The organism is Pseudomonas mediterranea CFBP 5447 (assembly GCF_000774145.1).
Taxonomy (GTDB): Bacteria; Pseudomonadota; Gammaproteobacteria; order Pseudomonadales; family Pseudomonadaceae; genus Aquipseudomonas; species Aquipseudomonas mediterranea.
Genome location: NZ_KN322987.1, coordinates 1,368,616 through 1,384,687, shown reverse-complemented (window position 1 = coordinate 1,384,687; position 16,072 = coordinate 1,368,616). Strand labels below are relative to the sequence as shown.

General features: G+C 59.9%; 18 protein-coding genes. 8 read left to right on the top strand and 10 right to left on the bottom strand.

The genetic code is table 11. The features are described 5' to 3' along the window. Positions 1 to 134: 134 nt before the first annotated feature. Both N005_RS26020 and N005_RS26015 read right to left on the bottom strand, forming a co-directional pair. Positions 135 to 1,487 (bottom strand): heavy metal sensor histidine kinase, encoded by a 1,353-nt coding sequence (locus tag N005_RS26020; protein WP_047703804.1) that lies wholly within the window; start codon positions 1,485 to 1,487, stop codon positions 135 to 137. Further along, a complete protein-coding gene (locus N005_RS26015; RefSeq protein WP_047703803.1) occupies positions 1,484 to 2,164 on the bottom strand; it encodes a heavy metal response regulator transcription factor in 681 nt (226 codons plus the stop codon). The genes N005_RS26020 and N005_RS26015 overlap by 4 nt, the downstream gene beginning before the upstream one ends. 154 nt (positions 2,165 to 2,318) lie before the next feature. Here N005_RS26015 and copI point away from each other — a divergent pair, with 154 nt between their 5' ends. Then, a complete protein-coding gene (copI, locus tag N005_RS26010) occupies positions 2,319 to 2,831 on the top strand; it encodes a copper-resistant cuproprotein CopI (protein WP_047703802.1) in 513 nt (170 codons plus the stop codon). Between the two features lie 61 nt (positions 2,832 to 2,892). Then, entirely contained in the window at positions 2,893 to 3,723 is an 831-nt protein-coding gene (gene queF / locus N005_RS26005) for an NADPH-dependent 7-cyano-7-deazaguanine reductase QueF (protein WP_047703801.1), read from the top strand. Positions 3,724 to 3,913: 190 nt separating this feature from the next. Here the strand turns inward: queF and N005_RS26000 are convergent, their stop codons facing one another. Continuing rightward, positions 3,914 to 4,180, bottom strand: a complete 267-nt coding sequence (locus tag N005_RS26000; protein ID WP_047703800.1) for a DUF4404 family protein — start codon at positions 4,178 to 4,180, stop codon at positions 3,914 to 3,916. Between the two features lie 109 nt (positions 4,181 to 4,289). Then, entirely contained in the window at positions 4,290 to 4,910 is a 621-nt protein-coding gene (pcrP, locus tag N005_RS25995; protein ID WP_047703799.1) for an HAD superfamily inactivated hydrolase PcrP, read from the bottom strand. A 202-nt stretch (positions 4,911 to 5,112) separates the two neighbouring features. On the opposite strand from pcrP, the gene N005_RS25990 reads away from it, so the two are divergent. The 3 genes from N005_RS25990 to rssC all read left to right on the top strand — a co-directional run bounded on the left by N005_RS25990 (position 5,113) and on the right by rssC (position 7,810). Further along, positions 5,113 to 5,802 carry an MlaA family lipoprotein gene (locus N005_RS25990; protein WP_047703798.1) on the top strand — a complete coding sequence of 230 codons (690 nt, stop codon included), beginning with the start codon at positions 5,113 to 5,115 and terminating at the stop codon, positions 5,800 to 5,802. 344 nt (positions 5,803 to 6,146) lie between these two features. After that, positions 6,147 to 7,328 carry a two-component system response regulator RssB gene (rssB, locus tag N005_RS25985; protein WP_041021914.1) on the top strand — a complete coding sequence of 394 codons (1,182 nt, stop codon included), beginning with the start codon at positions 6,147 to 6,149 and terminating at the stop codon, positions 7,326 to 7,328. Next, complete coding sequence (gene rssC, locus N005_RS25980) at positions 7,328 to 7,810, top strand: anti-sigma factor antagonist RssC (protein WP_041021915.1); 483 nt, start codon at positions 7,328 to 7,330, stop codon at positions 7,808 to 7,810. Before rssB ends, rssC begins: the two co-directional genes overlap by 1 nt. 225 nt (positions 7,811 to 8,035) lie before the next feature. Here the strand turns inward: rssC and tal are convergent, their stop codons facing one another. Together tal and dusA are read right to left on the bottom strand one after the other, a co-directional pair. After that, positions 8,036 to 8,962, bottom strand: a complete 927-nt coding sequence (tal, locus tag N005_RS25970) for a transaldolase (RefSeq protein ID WP_047703796.1) — start codon at positions 8,960 to 8,962, stop codon at positions 8,036 to 8,038. 179 nt (positions 8,963 to 9,141) lie between these two features. After that, positions 9,142 to 10,137 carry a tRNA dihydrouridine(20/20a) synthase DusA gene (gene dusA / locus N005_RS25965; RefSeq protein WP_081993359.1) on the bottom strand — a complete coding sequence of 332 codons (996 nt, stop codon included), beginning with the start codon at positions 10,135 to 10,137 and terminating at the stop codon, positions 9,142 to 9,144. Between the two features lie 261 nt (positions 10,138 to 10,398). Between dusA and N005_RS25955 the strand changes: the two genes are divergently transcribed. After that, positions 10,399 to 11,508, top strand: coding sequence for a protein kinase family protein (locus N005_RS25955; protein WP_047703793.1), 1,110 nt, complete (start codon positions 10,399 to 10,401; stop codon positions 11,506 to 11,508). Between the two features lie 91 nt (positions 11,509 to 11,599). Here the strand turns inward: N005_RS25955 and N005_RS25950 are convergent, their stop codons facing one another. The 4 genes from N005_RS25950 to N005_RS29265 form a co-directional block, all read right to left on the bottom strand. Beyond that, positions 11,600 to 12,322: a metallophosphoesterase gene (locus N005_RS25950; protein ID WP_047703792.1), complete on the bottom strand. Its 723-nt coding sequence runs from the start codon at positions 12,320 to 12,322 to the stop codon at positions 11,600 to 11,602. A 66-nt stretch (positions 12,323 to 12,388) separates the two neighbouring features. After that, complete coding sequence (locus N005_RS25945) at positions 12,389 to 12,931, bottom strand: hypothetical protein (protein ID WP_047704172.1); 543 nt, start codon at positions 12,929 to 12,931, stop codon at positions 12,389 to 12,391. Positions 12,932 to 13,056: 125 nt separating this feature from the next. After that, complete coding sequence (locus tag N005_RS25940) at positions 13,057 to 13,677, bottom strand: putative adenosine monophosphate-protein transferase Fic (RefSeq protein ID WP_047703791.1); 621 nt, start codon at positions 13,675 to 13,677, stop codon at positions 13,057 to 13,059. Next, positions 13,677 to 13,847, bottom strand: a complete 171-nt coding sequence (locus N005_RS29265) for a YhfG family protein (protein WP_144402727.1) — start codon at positions 13,845 to 13,847, stop codon at positions 13,677 to 13,679. Before N005_RS29265 ends, N005_RS25940 begins: the two co-directional genes overlap by 1 nt. Before the next feature lie 117 nt (positions 13,848 to 13,964). On the opposite strand from N005_RS29265, the gene N005_RS25935 reads away from it, so the two are divergent. Beyond that, the gene (locus N005_RS25935) at positions 13,965 to 15,185 is read left to right on the top strand and encodes a putative DNA modification/repair radical SAM protein (protein WP_047703790.1); all 1,221 of its coding nucleotides are present in this window, start codon (positions 13,965 to 13,967) and stop codon (positions 15,183 to 15,185) included. Beyond that, entirely contained in the window at positions 15,182 to 16,048 is an 867-nt protein-coding gene (locus tag N005_RS25930; protein ID WP_052126477.1) for a TIGR03915 family putative DNA repair protein, read from the top strand. Before N005_RS25935 ends, N005_RS25930 begins: the two co-directional genes overlap by 4 nt. The last annotated feature ends 24 nt before the right edge of the window (positions 16,049 to 16,072 follow it).

Sequence of the window (16,072 nt, the reverse complement as noted above, 5' to 3'; positions counted from 1 at the left end):
CCTGTGGCGAGGGAGCTTGCTGTCCGCTCCCTCGAACGAGGGCGACGGCTGCGTAGCGGCCCCTTCCAAAAAAACGGCGAGCGCTACGCACTCGAGCGGGAACAAGCTCCCTCGCCACAGGGTTGGCGTTCGGCTCAACCTTCTTTCGGCAACTCAATCACGAACCGCGTCCAGCCCTCGGCTGATTCACATCGGATCTCTCCGCCATGGGCGCGGATGATCGAGCGGGTGATCGCCAGGCCCAGGCCCGCATGTTCGCTGCTGCCTTCCCGGCGGGCCGGGTCGGCGCGGTAGAAGCGGTCGAACAGGCGCGGCAGCAAGTCTGCCGGGATGTCGCCGCCGCTGTTCGCCACGCTTACGCTCAAGGCCTGGGTCGTCTCGACAATTTGCACCCGCACTTCACCGCCCCGGGGAGTAAAGCGCAGGGCATTGTCCAGCAGATTAGACAGGGCCCGGCGCAACATGCCGCGATCCCCCTCCAGACGACCGCTGCCCTCGCGGTTCAAGCGGACCTGGGCGTCTTCGGCCAGCGGTGCGAAAAACTCCAGCAGCACATCCACTTCCTGCGCCAGCTCCAGCGGTTCGCGGTGGGGCGCCAGCAGGCCATGGTCGGCCTTGGCCAGGTAGAGCATGTCGTTGACCAGTTGGGCCATCCACTGCAGCTCTTCGAGATTGCTGTGCAATGTCTCGCGATACTCCTCAAGCGTACGCTCGCGGGTGAGGGTGACCTGGGTGTGGGTCAGCAGGTTCGACAGCGGCGTGCGCAGTTCATGGGCAATGTCGGCGGAGAACGCCGAAAGTCGTTGAAAAGCGTCATCGAGGCGTCCGAGCATGGCGTTGATGCTGTGGGCCAATTCCGCCAGCTCCGCCGGCATGTGGTCTTCGGGCAGCCGGGCGTTGAGTGAGCGCGCCGAAACCCCGCCTGCGATGGCGCCCATGCGGCGGAGCGGCTGCAAACCGCGTCGGGCAACCCAGGCGCCGAGAAGGGCGGTTGCCAGGGCCGACAGGCCGACGGTCAGCCAGATCAGGCGCTGCATGCGTTGCAGGAAATGCTGATGATGGGTGATGTCCAGCAGCAGCGTCAGTTGCGGGGAGTCCGGGCGGTCGGGGTACAGCGTTGCGTTCAGGATTCGGTAATCGGTGTCGGTATCGCTGAGGGTGAATAGGCCAGGGGTCTCGGGCAGTTGGGCCGGAATCTGGATGGAGCTGTCGTACCAGCGCACGCCGTCGCTGCCTTTGATGCGCAGGGCCAGGTCGGCCTGTCGGCTCAGTTCATCTTCCAGGCGGCGCTGGGTTTGCTCGGCATCGAGATCCTGAAGGGTGCGGCGCAGGCCGATCAGCTTGCCCTCCAGCAACTGCTGGTCCAACTCGATGAAGTGCGCCTCGCTGGCGCGGCTGAACAATATCCCGGCAAACAAGGACACCACGGCGGTGCAGGCGGCGAACAGCAGCGCCAGCCGGCTGCTCAACGACCACCGGCCCTTCACAGGCTGCGCTCTTCGAGCACGTATCCCATGCCCCGCACGGTGTGGATGAGCTTGCTGGGAAATTCATCGTCGATCTTGAGCCGCAGCCGCCGGATCGCGACTTCGATGACGTTGGTGTCGCTGTCGAAATTCATGTCCCAGACCTGGGAGGCGATCAAGGACTTGGGCAGTACCTCGCCCTGGCGGCGCAGGAGCATTTCCAGCAAGGCGAACTCCTTGGCGGTGAGGTCGATGCGCCGGCCGCTGCGTTCGACGCGGCGACGGATCAGGTCCAGGCGCAGGTCCGCCAGTTGCAGGCTGGTCTCCTGGGGTGTCGACCCGCCCCGGCGCAACAGGCTGCGGACCCGTGCCAGCAACTCGGAAAAAGCGAAGGGCTTGACCAGATAATCGTCGGCACCCAGTTCCAGGCCGTGTACCCGATCCTGCACCGCGTCCCGCGCCGTCAGGAACAGCACGGGGGTATCCAGTCCCGCTGCGCGAACCGCTTGCAGAATCTGCCAGCCGTCGCGGCCGGGCAGCATCACGTCGAGGATCAGCAAGGCGTAATCACCGCTCAGGGCCAGTTGCTGGCCGCTGATGCCATCGGTCACCAGGTCGGCATTGAACCCGGCTTCGCCCAGACCCTGGCGCAGGTATTGGCCGGTTTTCGTTTGGTCTTCGACGATCAACAGTTTCATAGGCGGCTCAGGACAGGTTTCGGCACGGGGTTATACCGCGGCAGGCACCGCTGTGGCGCAAGCTGACAAAGTTGTAATCAGGCTGTCAGTCGACTGGCAGCCGCACCGGGATAGAGTTTGCGCAGGTCGAATATTATCCGGTTGGAGTATGGACATGTTGATGGGAAAACATTTGATCCTGGCTGCTTGTGCGCTGGCCTTCAGTACGTCGTCGTGGGCGTCGCCGGGCCAGCATTTCGATTTCGGCCAGCCTGCACCGGCGGTCAAGGCCAGTCGCAGCATTGATGTGGTGATGGGAGACATGACCTTCGATCAACGTACGCTCGACATCAAGGCCGGCGAAACCGTGCGGTTCGTGTTGATCAACAAGGGCCGGTTGCTGCACGAATTCAATCTCGGCGATGCAGCGATGCACGCCGAGCACCAACAGGAAATGCTCAAGATGCAGCAGAGCGGACAGTTGATGCCGACTGGGATGGACCATGGTTCGATGGACCATGACATGGCCGGTATGAGCCATGATGATCCCAACAGCGTGTTGGTGGAGCCGGGCAAGACCGCCGAGCTGACCTGGACGTTCAGCAAGGCCACGCGCCTGGAGTTCGCCTGCAATATCCCCGGTCATTACCAGGCGGGGATGAAGGGTGACCTGACCGTCAGACAGTAAGCACTCAAAGGCTTGGGCAAAGGCTGATAGAATCCGCTGATTCTTCAGTCAGGTTTCCGTCATGCATCCCGCAGCCGAACATTCGCCGCTGGGCAAATCCAGCGAATACATCGCCACGTACACGCCGTCACTGCTGTTCCCGATCCCGCGCACCGCAAAATGGGCTGAGCTGGGCCTGACGGCCGACACCCTGCCGTACAAGGGCGTGGACTTCTGGAACTGTTTCGAACTGTCGTGGCTGTTGCCGTCCGGCAAGCCGGTGGTGGCGATCGGCGAATTCGCCATCCCGGCGGACTCACCGAACATCATCGAGTCCAAGTCGTTCAAGCTGTACCTCAACTCCCTGAACCAGACCCCGTTCGCCGATACCGCGAGCCTGGAAGCGACGCTGCGCCAGGATCTCTCGGCGGCGGCGGGAAAACCAGTGCAGGTGCGGGTTCGCAGCCTCAAGGACGTGGAACAAGAGGGCGTCGTGGCGCTGCCCGGCGTCTGCATCGACGACCTGGATATCAGCGTCGACTCCTATGCGCATCCCCGTCCGGAACTGCTGCAATGCGATGAGTCGCGCATCGTCGAAGAAAGCCTGCACAGCCACTTGCTCAAATCGAACTGCCCGGTGACCAGCCAGCCGGATTGGGGCAGCGTTGTCGTGGAGTACCGCGGCGCGGCGCTGGACCCGGCCAGCCTGCTGGCGTACATCGTCAGCTTCCGCCAGCATTCGGATTTCCATGAGCAATGCGTTGAGCGGATCTTTCTCGACCTGAAGCGCTTGCTCAAGCCGGAGAAGTTGACGGTGTACGCGCGGTATGTCCGGCGTGGCGGGCTGGACATCAACCCCTACCGCAGCACTGAAAGCGTGCAACTGCCGAACCATCGCCTGGTTCGTCAGTAAATAGCGCTCCGACAGAACGGCAGTCCCTGTGGGAGCGAGCCTGCTCGCGATAGCGACGGATCAGGCAACATTGAGGTTGGATCTGCCGCCGTCTTCGCGAGCAGGCTCGCTCCCACAACGGTGGCATTTCAGGCCGCAGCTATAAGAAAGCCCCGCCATTGATGGAACGGGGCTTTTTTGTCCGAGTGTTTCAGATCCCGATATTGCCCAGCGTCTGGACAATATTGCGCAATGCCCCGGCAATGGCTGGATGTTCCAGTTCGAAGCGTTCCACGGCAAGGTTCACGCCGTCGACCAGGTTGCTGTCCTGAAGCTGATTTTCCAGTTGGATCTCAGCCTCGATCTGAGCCATCAGCTGATGCAGATTCTCGCGCTCTGACTCGGACAGCGGCGGGTTCTGGTCCAATTGCTCGCGCAGGGTATCGAGTTGTGCTTGCAGTTCGCGGCGGGCAGGCATTGGCGTACTCCCTTCATTGATAGGCACAGCCATGGACCGCGACAGTGCGTCAAAAGTCCATGGCTTGCCCTAAGAGTAATCCACCCCCGCGTTCCCTGCATGATCCCGGTCAGGGCTTCTCGCCCTTGAGCCGACGCAGGCTGATATCCGCCAGGCAGGTATCCAGTTCGCCAAGATGATCGATGACCGAATGCACCCCCAGGCTGAACAGCTGCACCGTGGCCTTGGCGCGCCTCATTTCCCGCTGCTGTTGGCTCAGGGCTTGCCATTCGCTGGGTGTCAGGCCACACAGCGAGCCGCAGGAGGCCAGTCCGATAGTCCACAGGCCGGCGTTGAGCCCTGACTGCAGCAGACGGGGTTCACCGCTGACCAGCACGCATCCGTCCAATTGCTGGACGTTCAGCGCCATCAGTGCCTGCCAGCAGGCATGAGGGGCTGGCCATGGATTATTTGTTGCAGGAAGTTGCGGAGATTTGATCCATGCCGGCAACGACGCGGCCAGGCCATGACTGACGGCAGGCGGCAGTTCATCGAGCCAGGCGCAGGGGACTTCCTGAAGTTGCAGGTGCCGCAGGCTTTCGAGGGCGCCAGGTGTCGGCTGTGCGTGATCGGCGGGTGTTGTTCCCGGGTGGCGAACCCGCGCTCCGAAATCCACCAGGCATCCGCTAAGGCCAAACAGTACGGCGGTGAGGCTGGGAGCGGGAAGGGGCAGGGCTTCGGCGCGGGGCATTGGAATCGTCCTTGAAATAAGCCGAGCCTAACGTGTTTCAATGACAGGCCGGTGACAGGGAAATGAAAGGGGTAGCTTGTGGAAATGTCCTACGAGCAGCTTCTTTTCCATGCTGCCTCGCGACGTTTTCCACCTTATACTACCCGCCATCTACCGCCTGGGCTCGGCGCCCTTGCCCGAATAAACCAAGGAGTTTTCCCTTATGCGCTGGAGCCATCGCCTAGCTCAGCTGTTTCTTTCCGCCAGTGTGCTGCTGGTGCCGTTCGCCACTCAGGCCGCGACGGAAGAAGATCCATGGGAAAGCATCAACCGTCCGATCTTCACCTTCAACGATACCGTTGATACCTACGCGCTCAAGCCGCTGGCCCAGGGTTATCAATACGTGACGCCGCAGTTCCTTGAAGACGGCATCCACAACATGTTCCGCAACATCGGCGACGTGGGCAACCTGGCCAACGACCTGTTGCAGGCCAAGCCGGCCGCTGCCGGGGTCGACACGGCCCGGTTGATCTTCAACACCACGTTCGGCTTGCTGGGCTTCTTCGACGTCGGCACCAAGATGGGCCTGCAGCGTAGCGATGAAGATTTCGGCCAAACCCTCGGCTATTGGGGCGTGGGCAGCGGCCCTTACGTGATGCTGCCGTTGCTGGGGCCAAGCACGCTGCGGGATGCGCCGGCCAAGTTCGTCGACAACTACACCACGCCTTATCCCTACATCGACGATGTGTCGGTGCGTAACTCGATTTTCGGCCTGAACGTCGTCGATACCCGCGCCAGCCTGTTGTCGGCCGAGAAACTGGTGAGCGGCGACAAGTACGTGTTCATCCGCAATGCCTACCTGCAGAACCGCGAGTTCAAAGTCAAGGATGGCCAGGTCGAAGACGATTTCTGATTCGACCCAGAGACGAACGGAAGGCGGCCCTGGAGGCCGCCTTCCGCGTTTTTACGCGTTGTCCAGCCGGTTTATCCTTCCATTGAGTTACGCTTCGCTCGGTTCTTATAACTCTCTGTACTTTGACAAATAAAGACGGCAAGCGGCTATCCGCATGAGCTTGAAACGCCCCGCGGATGGGAGTACCGTCTGCGCCTTAGAAGGGCACCTCTGATGTAATCGTGTGTAGGGCAAAGGTCTGAAGCCGGTACGACAGAGAGGCTAGAAAGCGAATCCAGTAGTGCGTGCGAGGCCAGAATGGCCCAGCCGACTACGCCAACCTAATTCTGGCGCCGTTTGCCCACATGCCAAAAACCAGTGCCACGCTGCTGATAATCGATGATGACGAAGTGGTGCGAGCCAGTCTCGCAGCCTACTTGGAAGACAGTGGTTTCAGCGTCCTGCAGGCCAGCAACGGCCAACAGGGTCTTCAGGTATTCGAGCAAGACAAGCCCGACCTGGTTATCTGCGACCTGCGCATGCCGCAGATGGGCGGGCTGGAACTCATTCGCCAGGTCACTGAGATCTCCTCGCAGACCCCGGTCATCGTGGTGTCGGGTGCGGGCGTGATGAATGATGCGGTCGAGGCATTGCGCCTGGGCGCGGCGGATTACCTGATCAAGCCCCTCGAAGACCTGGCGGTGCTCGAGCACTCGGTGCGCCGAGCCCTGGACCGTTCGCGACTGTTAGTGGAGAACCAGCGCTATCGGGAAAAGCTGGAAACCGCCAACCGCGAGCTGGAAGCCAGCCTCAACCTGTTGCAGGAAGACCAGAACGCCGGGCGTCAGGTGCAGATGAACATGCTGCCCGTCAGCCCCTGGGCCGTCGACGATTTCCGTTTTGCCCACCAGATCATCCCGTCGTTGTACCTGTCGGGGGATTTCGTCGACTATTTCCGGGTCGACGAGCGACGCGTGGCGTTCTACCTGGCGGATGTCTCCGGCCATGGCGCCTCGTCGGCTTTCGTCACGGTGCTGCTGAAGTTCATGACCACGCGGCTGCTGTTCGAGTCCAAGCGCAACGGCACGCTGCCGGAGTTCAAGCCTTCCGAGGTCCTGGGGCATATCAACCGCGGCCTGATCAGTTGTAAGCTGGGTAAACACGTCACCATGGTCGGTGGAGTCATCGACGAAGAGACGGGCTTGTTGACCTATAGCATCGGCGGTCACCTGCCGTTGCCTGTGTTGTATACGCCAGACAGTGTTCGGTATCTGGAAGGGCGTGGTTTGCCGGTGGGCCTGTTCAACGAAGCGACCTACGAAGACCACGTGCTGGAGTTGCCGCCGGTATTCAGCTTGACGCTGATGTCTGATGGCATTCTGGATCTTTTGACAGAGCCTACACTCAAAGAGAAAGAAGCGGCCTTGCCTGAGCGGGTAAGTGCAGCGGGCGGCAGCCTGGAAGGCTTGCGCCAAGTGTTTGGATTAGCCACGCTAGGGGAGATGCCGGATGATATCGCCCTGTTAGTGTTGAGCAGGAACCTTTGATGAGTACTGGTAGAATCCAGTTCGCCGAGCAGGACGGCACCTTTGTCCTGAAGTTTGTCGGTGAAGTGCGCCTGACGCTGTGTTCGGCGCTGGATGCGACTATTGAGCGGATCTTCACTGCGCTGAATTTCAGCGCCATCGTGATCGACCTGACCGAAACCCGCAGCATCGACAGCACCACCCTTGGCCTGCTGGCCAAGCTGTCGATCCTGTCGCGGCAGAAGGTCGGCCTGCTGCCCACCGTCGTCACCACCCATAACGACATTACCCGTCTGCTGCAATCGATGGGGTTCGACCAGGTGTTCAACATCGTGGGCGACCCGGTGCCGTGCCCTGAATGCCTGGACGACCTGCCTGACCAGGATCAGTCCGAGGAAGAAGTGCGGATCAAGGTGCTCGAAGCCCACAAGATCCTCATGGGGCTGAACGAATCCAATCGTGAAGCGTTCCATGATCTGGTGAACGCGCTGGAGCGGCCTTGATCCGAGGGTGACCTGGCGGGCCCCATGGCGAGCAGGCTCGCTCCCACAGGGATTGGGCTGTACTCAGTTGATGAGGACTACGCGAAACTTGTGGGAGCGAGCCTGCTCGCGATGGCGTCTACTCAGTCACTGATCTCTTGGCAAAGCCAAGTCATTCCCCAGTACATAAAAAAGGGGGGCGAACCCAACAAGGTTCGCCCCCCTTTTGCATACCGTTGAATCAACTCAGAGCTTGGCTTGCAGCAACGCCTCGAGCTTCTCCTGGTCCCGGGCAAACTGACGGATACCTTCCGCCAGCTTCTCGGTTGCCATGGCGTCCTCGTTGGACAACCAGCGGAACTGTGCTTCATTGAGGCTCAAACGCGCTTCACCGGTTTGCCCCGGTGCCAGCTTGCGCTCCAGCTTGCCTTCGTCGGCGGCGAGTTTTTCCAGCAGTTCCGGACTGACCGTCAAGCGGTCGCAACCGGCCAGTTGCTCGATCTGGTTGAGGTTACGGAAGCTGGCGCCCATGACCACGGTCTTGTAGTCATTGGCCTTGTAGTAGTTGTAGATGCGTGTCACCGACTGGACGCCTGGATCATCGGCACCGGTGTAGTCGTTGCCGTTGGCCTTCTTGTACCAATCGTAGATACGACCCACGAATGGCGAAATCAGGAACACTCCGGCGTCGGCACAGGCCGCAGCCTGGGCGAAGGAGAACAGCAGGGTCAGGTTGCATTGGATGCCTTCACGCTCCAGCTGCTCCGCGGCGCGAATGCCTTCCCAGGTGGAAGCGATCTTGATCAGCACACGATCACGGCCGATGCCGGCCTTGTCGTACAGTTCGACCAGGCGATGGGCACGCTTCAGCATGGCATCGGTGTCGAACGACAGGCGCGCATCCACTTCGGTGGAAATGCGTCCTGGAATCACCTTCAGGATTTCTCCTCCGACCGCCACACCGAAGCGGTCGCTGGCCAGGCCCACATCACCCTTGCAGTCCGCCACGCAGGCGTTCAACAGCTCGGCGTAGCCGTGTATTGCCGAGGCCTTCAGCAGCAGGGACGGGTTGGTGGTGGCATCTACCGGTTTGACCCGGGCAATGGCTTCGAAGTCGCCGGTGTCGGCCACGACGGTAGTGAATTGCTTGAGTTGTTCCAGCTTGGAAGTCATGAGCGTGCTCTGTCCTATGGGTCTGTTGACATTACCCGAGGGCCGGCGGCCACTCAAGGGCGTGTGCGGGGATCGATGGGCCCCGGTGGCAACAACCTGAAAACGGCTGTTTGAAAGGGCGGGGCAGGTACCGGTAGATACGATGCCAAAACCGCGCGCAGGTTCAACGGAAATGACCGTCAGCGCCCTTCCAGCAACCCCGCCGCCTGATCTAGCAGCGCCAATGGATCCTTGCTCTTGTGGATATCCACCGACAACAGTTGCCGAAACCGCCGCGCTCCGGGAAAGCCGCTGCCCAGGCCCAGCACGTGGCGGGTAATGTGATGCATCGCCCCGCCAGCGGCCAGGTGATGAGCGATATAGGGCCGCAACTGCGCCAGCGCCTCGGCCCGGCTGATGACCGGCGCGGTGCTGCCGAACAGCTGCTGATCCACCTCGGCCAACAGGTAGGGGTTATGGTACGCCTCGCGCCCCAGCATCACACCGTCGAAGGTCTGCAGATGCTCATGACACGCCTCGAGCGTCTTGATCCCGCCGTTGAGCACGATTTCCAGCTCCGGGAAATCTGCCTTCAACCGCGCCACCACGTCATACCGCAAGGGTGGGATGTCGCGGTTCTCCTTCGGTGACAGCCCCTCCAGGATCGCGATCCGCGCATGCACGGTAAAACTCGTGCAACCGGCCTCGCGCACCGTGCCAACGAACTCGCACAACTGCTCATAGCTGTCCCGCCCGTTGATCCCGATCCGATGCTTGACCGTCACTGGGATCGACACCGCATCACGCATCGCCTTCACACAATCGGCCACCAACCCCGGATGCCCCATCAGGCATGCACCGATCATGTTGTTCTGCACTCGGTCGCTGGGGCAGCCGACATTGAGGTTGACCTCGTCGTAGCCATGCTCCTGGGCCATCTTCGCGCAGGCGGCCAGATCCGCCGGGACACTGCCGCCCAACTGGAGCGCCAGGGGGTGTTCGGTTTCGTGGTGACGCAGGAAGCGTTCATGGTCGCCATTGAGCAGGGCGCCGGTGGTGACCATTTCGGTGTAGAGGAGGGCGTTTTTGGAGAGGATGCGCAGGAAGTAGCGGCAGTGGGCATCCGTCCAATCCATCATGGGTGCAACACTGAAGCGGCGGGACAAGGGCTGCGGGGGAGCTGGGTATAGAGGCATCGGGGATCTGGATGGAGAGGCGGAGTATCGCAGTTTAACAGGAATGAGGTATGCGAGGTTCTGGATGAAGGCTGAGCCGCGTGTTTCGCTTGTTGGCGAGCCGCGCGGGTCGGAGGCGAGGTTGATAAATCTATCCCCTGTTCCGCTGTGGGTCAGCCCAAGACCCAAACTTTGGGGGCTGACTATGATGTACGTGCGAGGGTAGGCAGTGTAATCGACAGAATACAACGAGAATTTGCGCCCGCTGGAAGGAACCCAGTTATGAATCTCCAAGAAGACGTAATCGCACCCGGTATCATGAAATCCATCGTTAAATTGACCGGTGGCCAGAAAGGCGAGCCATTCATTCTAGGAAACACGGCCGGCGAACAGGTAGTCGTAAAGTTCCAAGAGGAGAACCCGGCAGATGCACTGGCCGGATCGCACATTCTGGCAAAAGCTAAAGTCCGGACACCAAAGATACGCCTGCTCAAACCCAACGAGTTGCCTATCCTTAGCGCTGCGGTCGAAACGCTGCGAGACAGATTCGGACCTGTCGTCGATGCATACATGGGAGCGCAACGGAAGTTTTCACACGCGCTGGTGATGGACTATGTCGAGGGCGCGTCCACCCTGAAAGATCTCCGCAAGGGCGCGTTGATCGAATTCCTCGCCGTCATCTGCGACGGTGAATTTCAGGGCGAGCTAGGAAAAATTATTGCTGCCGATGCGTTCGCAGGCAACTTCGATCGCATGTATGCGATCAGAAAGGGCGACGGCGTGGTTGGGTGGTATCACGAACAAAACACGCTCGTCGCACAGAAGAAACCCGTTGCAATTGACAACGGATTCAGTCCTCACGTCTTTGGCCAGTTAGCTCCGTGGGGGCAGTACGTCGCACTTGCCGGCTTTCAAGTCATGAGCCTGGCATCTGCACACAAAAAATTCGCGGAAATGGAAGCCGGCGCTTTGTTCGACAAATTCATGGCGTCGGCGCTCTCAGATCATCCAGAAGAGCAAAGCAACATCGATATAGCCAGGGGGCGAAGGTCGAGCTTTATTGACCAAGTCTCGCGTACAGCAACGGAAACCATTAAGCAGTTGCTCACACGAGGGCAACATTGGAAAGAACAGTTCGCCGTTCAAGGAATCGGCGAACAGGTGCTTGGCAAATTCAGCCAACGCAAGAAGATCCTTAGAATGCTCGCTGCGGGCATCGCTCCCGAGATCGCGGTGAGCAACACAGGAGCCCCCGACGGAAAAGGGTACCGAAAGTTCGTATTGGTAAGTGAATTGGGGCTTACCGATATCGAAGCAGAACAAATTCTGCAGGAACCCATAGCTGAGTATAAGAAGCTGATGGCTGAGTATCGCACCCGACTCAATCTTTGATCAGGGTTTCCCGTGCAAGCAGCAACCAAGTCCTATTTCTTGAAAAAACGCGCAAAGCAACTTGCTGAGAAGAACTACCATGCGCAGGCGACTATGGGCGCATTGTCACGCAGGTTGTGATGTCCGCATTGAGTTCTACAAGACTCAACGCACCATCGTGAAAGGAACAGCCGGTGTCGATGTAGACGACATTACCCAGGCGGGTGATGCTAGATACCGTTGAGTGCCCCACATAAAGCCGACTTATTCCCCTGATGGGGTCATTATTCTGTTGTTCGATTTTCCCCCGGGCATACAAGGCTGTTTGCAGAGCGCGGTGGCGGCTGTCTTCGCCAAAATGTCCGGACAAGGCGCCTTTGGCGGTCTGCCAGTCGTCATCGTCCTGTAGGAGCGGCGCTTCGGCATGCACGATGCCGATTCTTCTTCCACCCATCAGATCAACTTCAATGATCAGCGGAAGTTTCTGGAGGGCGTTGGACAATTCATGCTGGGTTGTCGTTGCCAGTTCATAGAGCCAGGCCCCGCCGTTACGGGTATGCCTGGCAATGTCTCCCCGTCCGGACACACAGTCGATGAGCATCTGTTCATGATTACCCCGGACCGCATGAAACCAGGGTTCTGCGAGCCAGTTCATCACGTCCAGGGAGTCCGGGCCGCGATCAATCAAGTCGCCAACCGAGAAAACGCGATCCCGTTCAGGATTGAAGTTGGCATGAAGCAAAAGCGACTTCAGAAGTTTGAAGTGTCCATGGACATCACCTACGACAAAGTCCCGGCCTTTTCCGTTGGGGGAGAACGTTCTTATCGTGTTCATCGTCGGTGTTTCATGTGGAGAGGGGAGAAGAGGAAGTAGCTTGCTCCCTCTTCTAGTCCGATAACATCATTTTTTCAATTGATAGTCCTGGCCCCACACCCGTACGGAACTGATAGGTTCGTTCTGTCCATCGAAAATGAACTTCTGCCGCACGGCGGCCTTGGGTGGAACGGTAACTTCATCGGGGTTTTCCATCGCTTTGAGGCTGTTGGCATAACCCGCCTGGTCAATGGCCAGCAGGACGCCCGTCTGCCTGAGGTTAATCAGGCGCAGTTGCGTGTCGGTGCTGTTCTTGAAGCCGAGGGTAACAGTGAGATTGTCATCGCTGGGCTCCAGTTTCAGCACCTCGACCCCGATCCGGTCTTTCATTTGTTCGCCGGAGGAAATGATCGCTGCGCCATCGGTGCCCTGGGCTGATTCGCGGCCATCGAGTACACCTTCACTCACACCGCCCAACAGGTTCTTGCCCGCCGTGATGAACGATGAGACGGCGGCTTTGGTCGAGTCCTTGATCAGGCTGCCGTCAGCCGGTTCGGCTTCGGCGAAGCATAGGGTGCTGGCCAGTAGAGTGGAAACGAAGACGAGGGAGCGTGACGGCGAGAGAGTCATACTGGAGTCCTTGAGGATGATCTGCAGCGTCGAGGCATGCAATGGTTGCCGAGTTTATCGCTGACCAACGCTCAAGATGAAATAAATCCATCGATGCGGTTTTGAATGGGGTCCGTGCGATCCATTCATGGCGCGGTATCACCTGCGTTGGCTTGGATCGCTTGGCCAATGCACTTCTCGAACACCTGTTCCATGGGGCCGGGGGTGCAGTTGTAAGCTGCAATGTTTGCAAAGATCCACTCGTCCTTCTCGATGCCCCACCAACTGATTTCAAACCCGGCATTCATGATGAGATGCTCGAAGAGGATGCGCTGGGCGCGTCCATTGCCTTCGCGAAAGGGGTGGACAACGTTGATATCTGAATAGACATCGGCTACGGCAACGATCAGGTCCGCCCGTGACAGCCCTTCGAACCAATGGGCGGCGGCCATGTTGCTGAAGATTTTCCTGGCTTCTTTTTCCATGAACTGCGGCTGGCAGAAGCGTGTGTCTTGCTTGGCCATCCCGACGGTGCGCAGTTCTCCGGCCCACTCGTACAAATCCGAGAAAAGTCGTCGGTGGATGTTCTGGAGGTAGGCCAGGTCGTAAGGGGGAGGGTTGAATTCGACGTTGTCCGCCGCGATGGCCGTGAGTTGTTGTTCGGCTTCGCTCAGGGTGGGTTCGTCGCGGATATCGAGTTTGTTGCGAAGGACGGTAGAGCCCGGGTAGCAATAGGCGTCTTCACCGACTCCATATTTGTCGGGCATCAGGTTCTGGTCTTGGTGAAGGTCTTCAGGACTTCTTCACGGGTCGGCATTTTGCATTCGCCATCGGGAAAGGTCACTTTGAAGCCTTCCAGGCGCAGGCTGGCCGCATAGTTGGACCGACGCGTCCTGGCCGCGTAGGCCTTCTTGGTTTCAAGGCTGATAGTGCCCATGGGGCTGAACCTCAAATCGTGTGGATGAACGGATTATAACCCATCGATGACCAATGGCGCTTGCATCGCCCTGTATCTCCAAATACTGTACGCATAACCAGTAAAGAGAGCCTTCCCATGCAACTGATCGCCAAGCTCGGCATTCTCGCCGACGCTGCCAAGTATGACGCCTCCTGCGCCAGCAGTGGTGCACCCAAGCGCAGCTCTCGCGGTCGTGATGGGTTGGGGGCCACGGACGGCATGGGCATCTGTCATAGCTACACACCGGATGGGCGCTGCGTCTCGCTGCTCAAGGTGCTGCTGACCAATTTCTGCCTCTACGACTGCCAGTACTGCGTCAACCGCCGCTCCAGCAACGTGCCGAGGGCGCGCTTCACGCCAGAGGAAGTGGTGCGCCTGACTTTGGATTTCTATCGTCGCAACTGCATCAGCGGGCTGTTCCTGAGTTCCGGCATCATTCGCTCGGCCGACTACACCATGGAGCAACTGGTGCGCGTGGCGCGTCTGTTGCGGGAGGTGCATCAGTTCCGGGGCTATATCCACCTCAAGACCATTCCCGATGCCGATCCGCTGCTGATCGAAGAAGCCGGACGGCTGGCCGATCGCCTCAGCGTGAACATCGAGTTACCCAGCGAGGCCAGTCTCAAGCGCCTGGCACCGGAGAAGCAACTGGTCACGATCCGCCAGGCCATGGGCACCATCCACCAGGGCCAGCAAGCGGTGGCTGGAGAAGTGCGCGCACCTCGCTTCGCCCCGGCCGGGCAGAGCACCCAGGTGATCGTCGGGGCCGATGCCACGGACGATCATGCGATCCTGCAGAACGCCGAGTCGCTCTACCAGGGGTACGGCCTGCGGCGGGTCTATTATTCAGCTTTCAGCCCCATTCCCGACAGCCCCGCCAGCGTGCCGTTGGCGGCGCCGCCATTATTGCGCGAACACCGGTTGTACCAGGCTGATTTCCTCATGCGCGGCTACGGCTACAAGGCGGGCGAAATCCTGGGTGGCGCCGGCAACCTGGACCTGGACATCGACCCCAAGCTGGCCTGGGCGCTGGCGAACCGTGAAGTGTTTCCCCTTGACGTCAACCGTGCCGAACCCGCGCTGTTGGCGCGTATTCCAGGGATTGGCCTGCGCAGTGTGCAACGCCTGGTGGCGCTGCGCCGGGAACGGCGGGTCCGCTACGACGATCTGGTGCAGTTGCGTTGCGTGCTGGAAAAGGCGCGACCGTTCATCGTCACCAGCGACTATCGGCCAGCCGAGGCGCAGATGCGCAGCGGCCTGCTGCGGGTGCGCTTGCGTGAGCCCCAAGGGCCCATGCAAATGGGGTTGTGGGGATGATTGCGCTGGATTGCCAGGACGATTTCCTGATATGGCGCGACCAGGCCCGCAAGCTGCTCGGCCACGGCATCGACCCCGCTGACGTGACTTGGAGCCAAGGCCCCATGGCCGACCTGCTGGCCATGCCGACGCCGTTGCCGCCAGGTCCGGGTCCGTTCTCCACCCGTGTGCCGGCGGCTTTGTTGACCCAGCTTGAGCAGGCCGGCCGTTACCAGGGCGAACAACGCTGGAGCCTGTTGTACGAAGTGCTCTGGCGTGTCGCCCATGGCGACCGCACGGCGATGCTCGCCGGTGATCGCCTGGGCAGCGAATTTCAGCGACGGATCAAACAAGTCAGCCGCGAGGCCCATCACCTCCATGCGTTTGTACGCTTCATACCCTTGCCGCAAGCGCTCGCCGAGCAGTTGCAACTGGACCTCGTGGCCTTTCACGAGCCGGCCCATGACATCCTCGAAAGCGCGAGCGGCCATTTTGCCGAGCGGCTGGGCCGACAACGCTGGCTGATAGCGACGCCTCGCGATGGCATCCGCTTCGATGGTCAGGTCCTGGATTATCAGCGCCATTGTCCTGAGCAGTGGCGGCAATGGGCGCGTCATGCTGAAGACCCGGACGCAGAGTTATGGCGCACTTACTACCGGCACACCTTCAACCCGGCGCGGGTCAATCCGCAGGCACTGAGGCAGCACATGCCAGGGCGATTCTGGCAACACTTGCCGGAGGGGGAGTTGATTCCCCGGCTGGTGGGGCTGGCGAGACAGGGTAAGCAACGGGATGGGCAGGCGTTGGAGGTGGGGGAGAAGGTCGGGAAGCGGATCGTTGTAGGTGACTTCGTTCCTCTGCCAACTCAATTTCCCTCATCCTGATTTCCCTCCGTCGCAGCCCATAGT